The following is a 14,007-nucleotide window of genomic DNA, read 5'->3' on the forward strand; positions in this document are numbered from 1 at the left end:
GCTGAGCGTCGGCATGCACAGCATGCCCTACGCGGCTGCCCCCCTATTTTGACCAACAAAATCTTCCTATCCTCAAAGTCTGTCTCTCAGCGCCGAACGCAGCCGTTCAATTTCGCTGCGATCCAGTTCCGGTGGATCTTTTTCCAGCAGCAGATTGACGTCTTCCAGACCCAGATTGATTCTTCCCGTCATCCCTCGTAATTGGGCCCGCAACATGCGGTATCGGGCCTGGCCGGGATTGACCGCAACGATGGCGTCACAGTAGCGGAGCATGGCCTCGCCGTCGTTCTGACGTCCGGCGACGCCGATCAAGTTGTTCAGGATTCGGGTCAGGATTTCGATGTCGGTGTTGGCTTGCAAATCAGAGGGGCGGATCGGGCGTCCGGCGTGCAGCGTGACGATCTCGTTGGCGTCGTCGCGGCTGAGCAACTTGCCGCGTTCAAACACGTCGATCAACTGTTCGTTTTTGTCATCGATGACGTGTTTGGACACGAAGTGCCCGGGCAAGCCGACGCCTTCGACCTTCATCCCCAGCCGGCGTCCGATTTCGATGTACAAGACGGACATCGTGATCGGCAGCCCCTCGCGATCGTCGATGACGCGATTCAGGTGGCTGTTGGCGGTGTGATAGTATTCGCTTCGACTGCCATGGTATCCGTTCTCTTCGAACAGATACCGGTGCAGGGCGTCGCGTTTCTCGGTCGCCGACGCGTCTTCCTTCAGGGTGTCCTGGATTTCTTGTGCCATTTCGTCGACGCGAGCGAGATAGGCATCGACATCCAAATCGGGGCTGTCCAGTTTTGCGATCAACAGCGATCCGATCAGCAGACGTTGATCGGCGTCGGTTTGCTCCAGTCCGCTCAAGCGACCGATCGTCTCGGCGCGTTCGACGTCGTCGGCCAACTGGTGCAGTCGCTCGGCCTGTTTTTCCAGCTCGATCGCCCGTCGCGTCAATTCGCGTGATGCCAGATCGCCGGACTTGCCCAGTTCGTGAATTTGATCGGTTCCGATCGAATCCAGTGGCAGCGTCGCCACCTCAAGTTCCTCAAGCGTGCGTTCGGCGGTTTCGGACAACATCGGTGACGGCAACGCGGCACCGAGTTGGAAGCCGGAAAACTCTGGCTCGGTCTCGCGGAACTTTGCCAGCCCGACCTGACCCTCGGTGAGCTGTTGATCGTCGGATTCGATCACCAGACGTCCGTTGACGAAGCAGGAGATCTTGTCGGTTTCGACACGCACCTTCAATTGATTCCATTGTCCGGGCAGATAGTGTTCCGTTTCCACTTCTTTGAGGATGTCCCAGGAATAGACCGAGGCCCCGCGAAAGCATGTCAATCGCAGGCGTCCGGCACTGGCGTAGAAACCGTAATGCTTGTTTTGGCCGTCGCTGTGGAACGCCAACCCGGCCGCTCCGGATTCGTCGTCCAGCCGGACCATCACGGCGATTTCAAAGGGCCGCTGGGGAACCTCCCGTTTGGACAGCAACAGAGAACGTCCGCCGAAACCGTTGCCCTGGCCCAAGGCGACGATTCGTCCGCCGCGTTGTTGCCAGCGGGATCCCATCACCGGCGTCCATCGGTCCGCGTTGATCCGACCGATCCGGACCCAGCGATCGATCGTGACCGGATTCGGGTTCTCGCGCAATGCGACCAGTTGGCTGATCGGGATGGCGAATCCCAAGTTTTGGTCGATGGACGATTTCATGTTGATGATGCCATGGACACGGCCGTCCAGGTCGACCAGGGGGCCGCCGCTGTTTCCCGGTTCGATCGGCATCGCCAACTGCAACAACTCGCGGCCTTCGACTTCACGTCTGGCCGACACGATGCCTTCGACCACGCTGTTGCGCAGCCCCAGGGGATTGCCGAAGGCCAGCACGCGGATGCCTTGCTGGGATGTTTCGTCTTCGGCAAACCGGAGCGCCGGCAGCCCGGTGGATCCGGGATCGACGCGAATGATTGCCAAATCGCTGGTCACGTCCGAGGCCTCGACGCCGAGCACTCTCAGTTTTTTGCCGCCGGCTGTCTCTACGGTAAAGGGACGCCCTTCATCGATCACGTGAAAGTTCGTGGCGACCAGTCCGTCGGAATCGATGATGAATCCGGTCCCGATGCCCAGTGGTTTCCCGTCACGCCCCTGGACCCGAATCGTCGCAACCGAAGGGCGAATTTTGGCGATCAACGATTGGTGGGATTGTTCGTCAGCGGTCAGGGGAGACGCCGTGAAGATCGCGGTCGTCGTCAGCAGGGCCAATAAAATCAAATCGAGTCGGTACACTGTCGCTCCTTGCAGAGAAGAATCGTTCATGCCGCTATGATAGCGGGATGCCGACGGATCATCAGGTTGGACGTGATGAAAAAGTCGATGCGAAGACGGATGCGGACTCGCTTCGAATGCGCCCCGTACGGTTCCACGCATTTCAGGAGGTTGAGGATTGATGGTCGAGTTTCCCAAAGAGATCTTGCATCGGCTGAAAACATGCGGCGTTGTCGCCGGTTTTTCGGTCGACAAAGTGGAACAGGCGGTGCCCCTGGCAAAAGCCTTGTTGGACGGGGGGATCAACGCCATCGAATTGATGCTCCGCACACCGGCGGCGATGGCGGCGGTGATCGAAATCTGTGCCGAAGTCCCCGAGATGCTGGTCGGAGTCGGGACGATCTTGAGTCCGGCATCGGTCCGCGAGGTCAAAGCCGCGGGCGCAGATTTCGGTGTCGCACCGGGAATGAACCCGCGCGTCGTCCGCGCGGCGCAAGACATCAGCCTGCCCTTTGCCCCGGGGATCGCGACGCCATCGGATTTGGAAGCGGCGATCGAACAGGGCTGTCGCTTCGTCAAATTTTTTCCGGCCGAAGCGATGGGAGGCGTCCACTACCTGCGCAGCCTGGCAGCTCCCTACAAACACCTGGGCATCGAATACTTTCCGCTGGGTGGGATCAACGCCGAAAACATGTCAATGTATCTTCGCGAGCCCAATGTGCCGACGGTCGGCGGATCATGGATCGTCAAACAAGGTTTGGTGGACAACGAAGACTGGGCGGGAATCAGCGCCCGAGCCGCCGCCGTGATGAGCAAATTACAAGAGGAACAACGCAGATGAATCAAGTGGTCGTGACGTTCGGAGAAATCATGGGTCGGTTGGCGGCACCGGGGCACCTGCGGCTTCGCCAGACCCGCGAGTTGGAAGTCACCTATGCCGGAGCCGAAGCCAGCGTCGCCGAATCGATCAGCAACTTTGGCGGTGCGGCCCGCTTCGTCACCGCGCTGCCCAAGCACGCCTTGGCCGACGCCACGATCGATTCGATCCGCGCTCTGGGTGTCGACACCCGTTTCGTGTTGCGGACCGACGAAGGGCGACTGGGGCTGTACTTTTTGGAAACCGGCGCCAACCAACGCCCCAGCAACGTGATCTATGACCGCGCCGATTCGGCGATCGCGATCACGCCGGCCCACCGGTACGACTGGGACGGGATCCTTGACGGAGCCCAGTGGTTGCATTTGACGGGGATCACGCCGGCACTCTCGCGGGGCGCGGCCGATGCGACGTTGGCCGCGGCGCAACAAGCCCAAGCCGTCGGTGCGACGGTTTCAATCGATTTGAACTTCCGCGCCAAACTGTGGAAATGGGACGCCACCCAATCGCCGCGTCAGCTGGCTCAGGCAACCATGCGGACGATCTTGCCTTACGTTGATGTGGTGATCGCCAACGAAGAAGATTGCCACGACGTGCTCGGCATCCAAGCCGGCCAGACCAACGTCCACGCCGGAGCGTTGGACACGTCACGCTATCCCGACGTGGCGCGCCAAGTCGCGACGCAATTCCCCAACGTTTCCAAGGTCGCCATCACGCTCCGCGAAAGCCTTTCGGCGACACACAACAACTGGGGCGCGATGCTCTATGACGCCGCATCCGACCGACCCGTGTTCGCGCCGCTCGACGCGGAGGGCAATTACCGGCCCTACGAAATCAAAAACATCGTCGACCGGGTAGGCGGTGGCGACGCGTTCGCCGCGGGGCTGATTTTTGCGTTGACGACAGCTGATTTGAGCGAATCGCAAACGGCGTTGAGCTACGCCGTCGCCGCATCCTGTCTAAAGCATTCGATCAAAGGCGATTTCAATTTCTCCACGCGGAGCGAAGTGGAGGCCCTGATGGGCGGCTCCGCATCGGGACGCGTGGTCCGATGAAACGGGTAAACGCTACGCTGTAAAGCATTTTTTAGCGGTAGGGCGCGAGCCCTCCGGTGTATTGGCAAAGATGAAGAACCGGAGGGCTCGCGGGCTGTCGATTTAGTTGGGATCTGCTGAGTCAATGGTGAGCCGCTGGCCGTAAGGCCTCGGGCAGCGTCGCAGTGCCCGGCCGCTTACGCGTCGCGGCTCACGAAAACGACCGCCCGCTCGCGCCCTGCCGCTAAAACCTAAAGAAACACAGGGAAAAATTACTTCACAGCGTTAGGGTAAACGGTCCAATGAGAAACTTGCTTCTGATTCTATTCAGCCTGCCTTTGATGGGCCTGTCTCAGACAAACGTGGCACAGGCGCAGCAGCGAGGTGTGATCAACAACGCGGAAAGCCCCCACGTCAAATTGAAGAGTATTGACATCGGCGATTGTCAATGGACGTCAGGCTTTTGGGCCGACAAGTTCAAACTGTGCGAAGAGGTGATGGTGCCGCACATGGGGATGCTGCTCAAGGGAGACCGCGGGCATGCGTACAACAACTTCAAAATTGCCGCGGGTCTCAAACAGGGCACACACCAAGGCATGCACTGGCACGATGGTGACTTCTACAAATGGATGGAAGCCGCCATGTATGTCTACGCCATCAACAAGGATCCGAGAATCCTGGAAGAACTCGACGAGATCATCACGGTCATCGGGCATGCCCAAGCAGACGATGGCTACCTGTCGACGCAAATCACCATCCCCGGACTCAAACGGTTCTCGAATCGACAGTATCACGAGCTGTACAACAGCGGACATCTACTGACCAGCGCCTGCATTCACCATCGGGTCACCGGCAAGACCAACTTTTTGGACATCGCGGTCAAGCATGCCGACTACCTGTATGACCTGTTCGAGCCACAACCGAAGGCGCTGGCGCGGTTCGGGTTCAATCAGACGCAAATCATGGGACTGGTCGAGCTGTACCGCACGACGAAGGACAAACGGTATCTGCAACTCGCCGAGATCTTCATCAACATGCGCGGGAAATCGCCCCCGGAGCCCGATGAGACGGTGCGATTCAAAATGGTCGGCGACATGGTTCAGGAACGCAAACCGCTGCGCAAAGAAACCGAGGCGGTCGGCCATGCCGTGTTGGCGCTCTATTTTTATGCCGGTGCCGCCGACGTCGCCGCGGAAACGGGCGAACGGGCGTTGATCGATGCCCTGGACCGGCTCTGGGAAAACGTAGTCCACCAAAAAATGTACATCACCGGCGCTTGTGGCCAAACACATCACGGTGCGTCCAGCCGCGTCGATTTTGTCCACGAGGCATTCATCGGCGAATACACGATGCCCAACTTGACGGCCTACAACGAGACCTGTGCGAACCTTTGCAACGCGATGTTCAGCTTGCGCATGTTGGGGATTCACGGCGAATCAAAGTACGCCGACATCATGGAACTGGTGATGTTCAACAGCGGCCTGTCGGGGATCAGTGCGGACGGGACCCACTACCTCTATTCCAACCCGCTACGTGTGATCCATGGTGCCCGCGACTACTCGGCGTTGGTCACGGAAACCCCCGATCGACAACCCTATCTGGAATGTTTTTGCTGCCCGCCGAATCTGGTCCGCACGGTGGCCCAGTTGTCCGGCTGGGCGTACAGCCTGTCGCAAGACGGTGTGGCGGTAAACTTGTACGGCGGCAATCGACTCGACACAACATTGCTCGATGGATCGACGCTCAAACGGACCCAGGACACACGCTACCCTTGGGATGGCGCGGTCAACATCACGATCCAGTCCTGCAAACAAGCACCGTTTGAAATCTTGGTGCGAATTCCGGATTGGGCCGAAGCAACCGACGTCCGCGTCAACGGCAAGGATCTCGGCGTCGCGACGCGGCCAGGAACGTACGCCACGATCAAGCGACAATGGAAAGCCGGCGATGTGATTGCGATCGATATGCCGATGGAGGCCAAGTTGATGGTCGGCCATCCCCGTATCGAAGAGATTCGTAATCAGGCGGCGATCAAACGTGGCCCGGTCGTGTACTGCATCGAGTCACCCGATCTGCCAGAGAACACCAAGATCTTGGACGTCCACCTGCCAACCGACATCGAACTCAAAACGCACGACCAGCCCAAGTTCCTGGGCGGGATGACCACCTTGACCGGAAACGTGTTGCTGCACGCCCATCCACAAGACGCCATGTACCAAACCTTGAAAAAGCCGGCTTGGATGACCGCAAAGACCCAATTCGTGCCCTACTTTGCATGGTCCAATCGAGGCAGGAGCGAAATGACGGTCTGGTTGCCGCTGGTTTGGAAATAGAGTCGAGGTTCATTCCCCCTCCGATTCAGCGTATGTGGCAAAAATTGACGGGCAAATCCCGATCGGGCTCTGGGAATCTTCTCCGCCTGTGCGACAATGTTTTCCCTGTCCCAAGCAGCCGCAAACCTCGTTCCCCATGAGTTTGGTGATGTTCTCGAGAAGCATGACGTGTACCGCAACTGCACTTGTCGCCATGATGACGTGCTGCGGTTTCGCCGAGCAACCGCACCCCGCGACCCTGCCACATCCGGCGGTCGCCCCGGCCGTTGAGAAGATCCAAGCGGTCACCGCCGAGGGACCGTTTCAGCCCGAATGGTCCTCGCTCGAGCAGTACAAAATCCCGCAGTGGTACAAGGACGCCAAGTTTGGAATCTTCATCCACTGGGGCGCGTACAGCGTTCCCGCCTACGGCAGCGAGTGGTATCCGCGGCAGATGTACATCAATCTTCCGCGACGTGGCGACAACTTCTTCGATCATCACATCAAGACGTACGGACCGCAGGGCAAGTTTGGATACAAAGACTTCATCCCGCAGTTCAAGGCGGAGAAGTTTGACGCGGCGTGCTGGGCAAAGCTGTTCAAAGAAACCGGCGCGCGTTACGTCATCCCGGTGGCGGAACACCACGACGGATTCCCGATGTACGATTGCTCGTTCACGCGCTGGGATGCCTCGGAAATGGGGCCCAAACGTGACGTGATTCGCGAGTTGTCGGTCGCCGTTCGCAACGAAGGCATGAAGTTCGGTGTCAGCAGCCACCGTGCGTTCAACTGGATGTACTACGTCCGTGACAAGTCGTTCGACAACGCCGATCCGCAATACGCCGATCTGTACGGTCGTCCGATGCCGTTTCTGTTTAAAGCCGACGCGTGGGACTACAAGAGTCACTTCGTCCCCCAAGACGAACAGTTCAAAGATGACTGGCTGGCGCGGTCCTGTGAGCTGGTCGACAAGTATCAACCCGACGTTTTCTGGTTCGACTTTGGGATCACTCCCGGATTGCAAACCACCAATTACGAAAACAATCCGTTCGCCGATCACCTCAAACAGTTTGCGGCCTACTACTACAATCGATCGTCGAAACAATCTGGCCAGGCGGGGGTGATCAACTACAAATGGGAAGCCTTCCCCGAATCGGCCGCCGTGCTGGACAAAGAACGATCCAAGATGGCCGAGATTCGCAAGCCCTTTTGGCAAACCGACACCGCCGTCAGCGCCAGTTCGTGGGGGTACACTCGGAACCAACGTTACAAGACCCCGGAACGATTGATCAACGATCTGGTCGATATCGTCAGCAAAAATGGTTGCCTGTTGTTGAACGTCGGCCCCCGCGCCGATGGCACGATCCCCGAAGAAGACCAAGCGATCCTGAAAGCGATCGGAAGCTGGCTGAAGATCAACGGGGAATCGATCTACGAAACGACGTACTGGAAAACGTTCGGCGAAGGCCCGACCGCTGTTTCCACCGGTCACACCTCGGAATCCAAAGACAAACCGTTCACCGCGGCGGATCTTCGATTCACCGCCCGCGGCGACACGCTGTACGTCACCGGGTTGAAATGGCCGGCCAGCGGCCGCATCACGGTCAAGACGCTGGCCAGCGACAGCGAACACTATCAGGGTGAAATCGCGTCGATCACGATGTTGGGATCGGACCAAAAACTGCAATGGTCGCGTGACGAAAACGGGCTCTCGGTGCAACTGCCGACGACCAAGCCGTCCGAGTACGCCTATGTCTTGAAAGTCACCCGATAGGTCGATGGCAAGCATCGCAAGTATCGCAAGCTGGAAGCTTACGCCACGTTTACGCCGCGCCCCCAACAGTGCTCATGTTGCGACGATCATTGATTCTGCTACTCGGCTCGCTCGCAACGTTCGCGTCCGCACAGGACATCAAGAGCGAATCCCGGCCAGGTCGGGGCGACTCAATTGTCCAGGGTGACGACGGTTTCCCGTTTGTGCTGCCGACGCGCAAACCCGACCGTCCCTTGAGCGCCGCGATGCGGCGCAACTATTCCGCGTATCCCGCCCCGCGCCCCGAACACAACGAACTCTACACGCGATTCAAGTACACCCCGCTGGTGGGCTTTGATGATCACGGTGGCGACGGCACGGTCTCGCGTCGCGATCCATCCAAAGTGATTTTCGAAAACGGCAAGTACTATGTTTGGTACACCAAACGCGACACGCCGGCGCCGCCCCAAGGTCCCGACGGATACACCGACACCCTTCCGTCGAGTGACTGGGACCTGGCCGACATCTGGTACGCCACCAGCCAGGACGGATTCACGTGGCGGGAACAAGGGATCGCGGTAGCGCGACCGAAAAAGCCTTTGATCGGCTGGCGATCAGTCAGCACGCCCGACATCCTGGTTTGGAAAAACAAGTACTACCTCTATTACCAGGGCTTTAGCGAACCCAGCGGAAAACGGGGTGACGACTGCCCGGTTGCGGTCTCTTCGTCCGACTCCCCCGACGGCCCCTGGACGCCGCACCATCAAAGGGTTGTCCCCAACGGAGCCCCCGGGCAGTGGGACCAGTTTTCCATCCACGATCCGTATCCGTTGGTTTACCGCGGCAAGATCTATCTGTATTACAAGTCGGACTTTGACGGCAATCCGAACCTGGTCAGGATGCAAGGGCTGGCGATCGCCGACGATCCCTTGGGGCCGTTCGAGAAACATCCACTCAACCCCGTGATCAACTCCGGTCATGAAACGACGCTGTTTCCCTTCCGCGACGGAATCGCAGCGTTTGTGATCCGCGACGGGCTGGAACATTCCACCATCCAATACGCCAAGGATGGTGTCAATTTCGAGATCGCGTCGATCGTTTCGCTGATGCCCAATGCGGGCGGCCCGTTCATTCCGGACGCGTTCACCGACACCCGCAACGGTCGTGGCATCACGTGGGGACTTTCGCACTTCGTCAACGTCTCCACCTGGGACAAGAACCACGCGATTTTGGCCCGGTTTGATTGCGACCTCAGCTTGGATTTAGACGATCCGGCGATGAAACGCACCGGCGATTATCACAAACCCGACGTGTTTTTTCGGCAGGGATTGAGCGGCGCACAAAAAGCACGAATCGAGAACGAGAACAAGAAGCTGAGGGAACAATAGCCGCGTTGAAGCTTCTACAATGGGTGCACCGCATTTCCCTTTCCACTGACGGCTCCCTGAAACATGCTCCGCACCGTTCTGCTCGTTTGCCTTCTGACCGTATCGCCACTGCTGGTTGCCGAAGATCGCCCCAACATTGTTTGGATCATCCCGGATGACATGTCGGCGAATTTCTCTTGCTATGGTGAAACCGCGATCCAAACGCCCAACGTCGATCGGCTCGCCCAACGCGGTGTGAAATTCTCAAACGCCTTCGTCACCGCACCGGTGTGTTCGACCTGCCGATCGGCATTCATCACCGGCATGTACCAAACCAGCATCGGCGCACATCATCACCGCAGTGGTCGAGGGGAATTAAAAATTAATCTTCCCGACGGCATCGAACTGGTGCCCAAGCTGTTCCAGGACGCCGGTTACCACACGTCGATCACCGGTTGGCCGCTCAACGGCAAACTTGGCAAAACGGATTACAACTTCCAGTGGGACAAATCCGTTTACGACTCCAACGATTGGGCCACACGAAACGAAGGACAACCGTTCTTCGCCCAGATCCAAACGCAAGGCGGAAAGCTGCGTGGCAAAGACGCCGAGGGGTGGGAGAAAGTTTCTGCGGCCGCGGAGAAAACACTGGGCAGTCGCACGCCCATCAGCGACGTCCGTTTGCCGCCTTATTACCCCGATCATCCCGATCTGCTGCGTGACTGGGCGGCCTATCTGGATTCAGTTCGCATGACCGACGTGATGGTCGGCGAGGTGCTGGCCCGGCTGGAAAACGAAGGTGTGCTTGAGAACACGATCGTGTTGTTCATGACCGACCACGGAATCAGCCACGCCCGCGGCAAACAATTTCTGTACGACGAAGGGCTGCACGTCCCGCTGGTGATCGCCGGCCCGGGGATTCCCGCCGGCACCGTTCGCGAAGATGTCGTCGAGCACATTGACATCGCCGCGTTGTCGCTCGCCGCCGCAGGCATCGCGATCCCCGACTCGATGCAGGCCCGAGACATCTTGGCCGACAACTACACCCCGCGCGAAGCCGTTTTCGCCGCTCGAGACCGTTGCGATGAAACCGTCGACCACATCCGCAGCGTCCGCACCCAGGATTTCAAGTACATTCGCAACTTCCTGCCCGATCGGCCCTACTTGCAACCCTGTGCCTACAAGGACGCCAAAGCGATCTTGATTGCACTGCGCGAAGAGCACGCGGCCGGCAAGTTGAACGACACGCAAGCGTTGTTGTTTCGCGACGTTCGACCGACCGAAGAGCTGTATGACCTGAAGAACGATCCGCATGAAATTCACAATCTGGCGGGCGATCCGCAGTTTGCCGAAAAGCTATCAGAGATGCGTCAACGGCTGGACGTCTGGATGGAAGAAACCGGCGATCAAGGACGACGGGCCGAATCGGAACAAATGTACGACAGCGACATGAAGGTCTACACCGATCGACTGAGCTTGCCAAAATTCGATCCCAAGCAACTACAAACGGTCCAAAAGAACATCGCGCTGATGAAGCAATGGGCCTCCGAAGGAAAATAAATGACTGACTCACCGATTGATCGGCGTCAATTTGTCAAACGATCCGCCGCGCTGGCTTCGGCGGGAATGACCGTGGCGCACGCCGGCTTGGCATCCGCCGCGTCCAAGTCTGGCGCGACCGAAATCACATTCCCCCGGCAAGACTCACTGGTTCATCCGCCCGAGTGGGAATCGTTGAATCCAGGTTATTGGAAAATCGAAAACGGTCGTTTGCGTCGCCGGTTGTCGAACGTCGGTGATCGCGCCCGCCGGACGGGATTTCCGTTCCACTCTGAATCCAAGGGCGGCGTGATGGAGACGGAGTACGATCCCTCACTGCCAGCGGGAATTCTGTATCGGCGCGATCACTTTCTGACCGGCCGGTATTCGATCGACGCCCAATTTGTCTACCACGCCGACGCTGCCGATCCGGTCCACGGGGATGACCCTGCGTGGAAGATGTACCAGCGCGGTGATGGGCTGATGGGGATTGCGATCGGGTCAAAGAATCTGCTGGAAAGTTTCAACAGGGTCACCAATGCGACTCAGATCGCTTGGTCGGACGACGGAAAACTCCATGTGATCTCTCGTGGAAAAGCGACGAGAGGAGCCGGGCGGCAACAAGTCGGCGCCGAGCGCGAGGCGTTTGATTTGTCGTCGGGCGATCTCGTCAACTTGCGAGTCGATGTAGTCCCCGATGGCCAACACGCCCAGCTGTCAATCGTGCTGTCGCGCGGTAGCGACACCGTTCGATTGACACAACAGATTTCCGTCGGCCAAACCGAAGGCTATGTCGGAGTGCTGGGACGTGGGCTGATCGACTTTAGCGTCAATGCGCTGACGATCGAAGCGGAGCAGGCCCCGCCGCTCACCGTGCGAACTAGTCCCTGCCTAGCCTGCTATGCACTCGGTGACACGCTACAGAAAAACGACGCCGGCGAGTGGACGGTTCGCTTCGTTGGGATTTTCGAAAGCGATGGGAAACAAGCGGAACTCCGAATCGCAACGTCCGAGCGCCCGGCCAGCGGATGGAAGTCGGTGTCCGTGGCGGGTCACGCAAAAATCATCAACAATGACTTTCGTCGCAACACGGCCGTGATCGAAGCCGTCTTGCCCGAGAACCCCGGCGCCGCAGACCTCTACTACACCGTTTGGAAAGATGGGGGCGACGTGACGGCGGATCCACGCATCGGCACGGACGCCGTCGGCCCGGGGACGGGATTGGTCGGCGACGTACCGGAGAGTGGAAACTATGTCGGACGCCTACCCCGACTCGTCGCGCCCTATCGGCTCTGCGGTCTGTCCTGCCACGCGATCACCAGCGGTCTGCAACAGAAGACGGTCAACGGGTACACGATCACCGGCGGCAACAACGTTTGGCAGTTTCGCGACCAACCGACCGAGGGCGCCTACGCCCATTTGGAGGCGTACGATTTTCAAGTGATGGTCTGGGAAGACGACGTTTGGTACATGGAACTGGTGTTGTATCCGCCAAGCACCGATGACGCCTACAAGATCGTCACCCAATCGATCTGTGGACCGACCAGCCGTTGGCAATTGATGCGCCACTGGAACGTGATCAATCCCGGCGACCATGACTACGGCATGGACGATGTCAAAGGGCCCGAGCAGATCATCATTCGGCGACAAGATGGGCTGGGGCAAGACGCGTCGTACATGCGCCGCAATTTCCAAATCGTCCACCACCTGATCACCGGCGACGAAGAGGTTGATCCGTTGGCCAATCCGAAGAAGTGGCGGGCTTGGAAAATGCCCCATCGCGACTTCACGTTCGTGATCACGGATTCACGATTGTGGCGAAGCAGCCAGAACGTCGACGTCTGGCGCGAGCATGGCTGGGGTGCCTTCAAAAGCCTTTATGACCGCACCGACCCGACACGCAGCCTGCTGGGCGAAGAACAATTCGCCTGGTTACAAGAACTGCTCGCCACTGATTCTTCCCGATTGATGTGTTTGACGGGGATCAACGGCTTGCACACGATTTGGACCGGCGGACGGGGCGATTTCGAAAGCGGCAAACACCCGATGAAGTTCAGTCAACGCGATCGAGTGACCGCCGATTACGCCGGCTGGGTCAAAGCCGGCGCCGATCGAGTGCTGGAGTTGCTGGGCGGGCGCGACGGCGTCGTGACCGTTTACGGCGACGTCCACAACGGTTCGATCATGACCAACCAGACCCATCGCGTGATCGAATCCAGTTTTGGCCCGATCGGTCGCAGCGGGGGTCGCGGCGTGATTCCGGGGTTCGGCCCCCAGATGAAAGACGTCGATGGACGCGATCTGACGATTCATTGCCTGTATCACAAAGAGTTTTCTGATCCGAACCTGTCGCCGCACGCCGACGGTGAACCGTTTTACTGGAACTTCTTGGAAATGGAGTTCGACCCTGGAAAAGAAGATCCGTCGATCGACCTGCGAATCCGCAACTTGGTGGATCCGCCACAGCAAACACCGCGCGGCGGAGGATCGCTGCAAACGACCGCCTCGCAAACGGGGCGTCTGCCTGCCAGTCGGCTCCCTCAAATCAAAACGATTCCCGATGCCGAAGTCCAGATCCTGGACCTGAACGGACGCCCGATCCGGGGAACGACCAGTCTGGATGATGGCAGGATCGTGGTCAGCGGATTGGTCGACGTCGATCCGGGCGAACAAGTCCTGGTCCTCGCCCATCGCGACGAAATGTCTGAGGTCAAACAAGTTCATACCCTGCCCGTTGACGAGGGATAAGCTGCCAGCCGGCGATTTGCATCAGTCGCCACAACACGATCTCGCACAGCCAGGTTCGACCGATTCGTCATCGTCTTCGTCTTTAACGCTCTCGTTTTGTTGCAGGGGACTCTCCAAGGGTACA

The 14,007-nt window shown here is 58.6% G+C and carries 8 protein-coding genes; 7 read left to right on the plus strand and 1 reads right to left on the minus strand.

Annotated elements, in window-relative coordinates; genetic code table 11:
* Positions 1–72: 72 nt before the first annotated feature.
* Positions 73–2,307 (minus strand): transglutaminase family protein, encoded by a 2,235-nt coding sequence (locus tag Enr13x_RS25495; protein WP_197455354.1) that lies wholly within the window; start codon positions 2,305–2,307, stop codon positions 73–75.
* A 130-nt stretch (positions 2,308–2,437) separates the two neighbouring features.
* Here Enr13x_RS25495 and Enr13x_RS25500 point away from each other — a divergent pair, with 130 nt between their 5' ends.
* The 7 genes from Enr13x_RS25500 to Enr13x_RS25530 all read left to right on the plus strand — a co-directional run bounded on the left by Enr13x_RS25500 (position 2,438) and on the right by Enr13x_RS25530 (position 13,883).
* Entirely contained in the window at positions 2,438–3,097 is a 660-nt protein-coding gene (locus tag Enr13x_RS25500) for a bifunctional 4-hydroxy-2-oxoglutarate aldolase/2-dehydro-3-deoxy-phosphogluconate aldolase (protein WP_145389619.1), read from the plus strand.
* Complete coding sequence (locus Enr13x_RS25505) at positions 3,094–4,185, plus strand: sugar kinase (protein ID WP_145389620.1); 1,092 nt, start codon at positions 3,094–3,096, stop codon at positions 4,183–4,185. Before Enr13x_RS25500 ends, Enr13x_RS25505 begins: the two co-directional genes overlap by 4 nt.
* Positions 4,186–4,466: 281 nt before the next feature.
* On the plus strand, positions 4,467–6,497 hold the full coding sequence (locus Enr13x_RS25510) for a glycoside hydrolase family 127 protein (protein WP_145389621.1): 2,031 nt from the start codon (positions 4,467–4,469) through the stop codon (positions 6,495–6,497).
* Between the two features lie 163 nt (positions 6,498–6,660).
* Positions 6,661–8,250, plus strand: a complete 1,590-nt coding sequence (locus Enr13x_RS25515) for an alpha-L-fucosidase (RefSeq protein WP_145389622.1) — start codon at positions 6,661–6,663, stop codon at positions 8,248–8,250.
* A gap of 74 nt (positions 8,251–8,324) precedes the next feature.
* A complete protein-coding gene (locus tag Enr13x_RS25520) occupies positions 8,325–9,617 on the plus strand; it encodes a glycoside hydrolase family 117 protein (RefSeq protein ID WP_145389623.1) in 1,293 nt (430 codons plus the stop codon).
* Positions 9,618–9,680: 63 nt separating this feature from the next.
* Positions 9,681–11,156 carry a sulfatase family protein gene (locus tag Enr13x_RS25525; protein ID WP_145389624.1) on the plus strand — a complete coding sequence of 492 codons (1,476 nt, stop codon included), beginning with the start codon at positions 9,681–9,683 and terminating at the stop codon, positions 11,154–11,156.
* Complete coding sequence (locus Enr13x_RS25530) at positions 11,157–13,883, plus strand: hypothetical protein (protein ID WP_145389625.1); 2,727 nt, start codon at positions 11,157–11,159, stop codon at positions 13,881–13,883.
* The last annotated feature ends 124 nt before the right edge of the window (positions 13,884–14,007 follow it).

It is taken from the genome of Stieleria neptunia (assembly GCF_007754155.1).
Classification (GTDB): domain Bacteria; phylum Planctomycetota; class Planctomycetia; order Pirellulales; family Pirellulaceae; genus Stieleria; species Stieleria neptunia.

Bases quoted from the DNA above. Each gene is read 5' to 3' on its own strand.
- Enr13x_RS25495 (WP_197455354.1), bottom strand. From the start codon at position 2,307: ATGAACGATTCTTCTCTGCAAGGAGCGACAGTGTACCGACTCGATTTG.
- Enr13x_RS25500 (WP_145389619.1), top strand. From the start codon at position 2,438: ATGGTCGAGTTTCCCAAAGAGATCTTGCATCGGCTGAAAACATGCGGC.
- Enr13x_RS25505 (WP_145389620.1), top strand. From the start codon at position 3,094: ATGAATCAAGTGGTCGTGACGTTCGGAGAAATCATGGGTCGGTTGGCG.
- Enr13x_RS25510 (WP_145389621.1), top strand. From the start codon at position 4,467: ATGAGAAACTTGCTTCTGATTCTATTCAGCCTGCCTTTGATGGGCCTG.
- Enr13x_RS25515 (WP_145389622.1), top strand. From the start codon at position 6,661: ATGACGTGTACCGCAACTGCACTTGTCGCCATGATGACGTGCTGCGGT.
- Enr13x_RS25520 (WP_145389623.1), top strand. From the start codon at position 8,325: ATGTTGCGACGATCATTGATTCTGCTACTCGGCTCGCTCGCAACGTTC.
- Enr13x_RS25525 (WP_145389624.1), top strand. From the start codon at position 9,681: ATGCTCCGCACCGTTCTGCTCGTTTGCCTTCTGACCGTATCGCCACTG.
- Enr13x_RS25530 (WP_145389625.1), top strand. From the start codon at position 11,157: ATGACTGACTCACCGATTGATCGGCGTCAATTTGTCAAACGATCCGCC.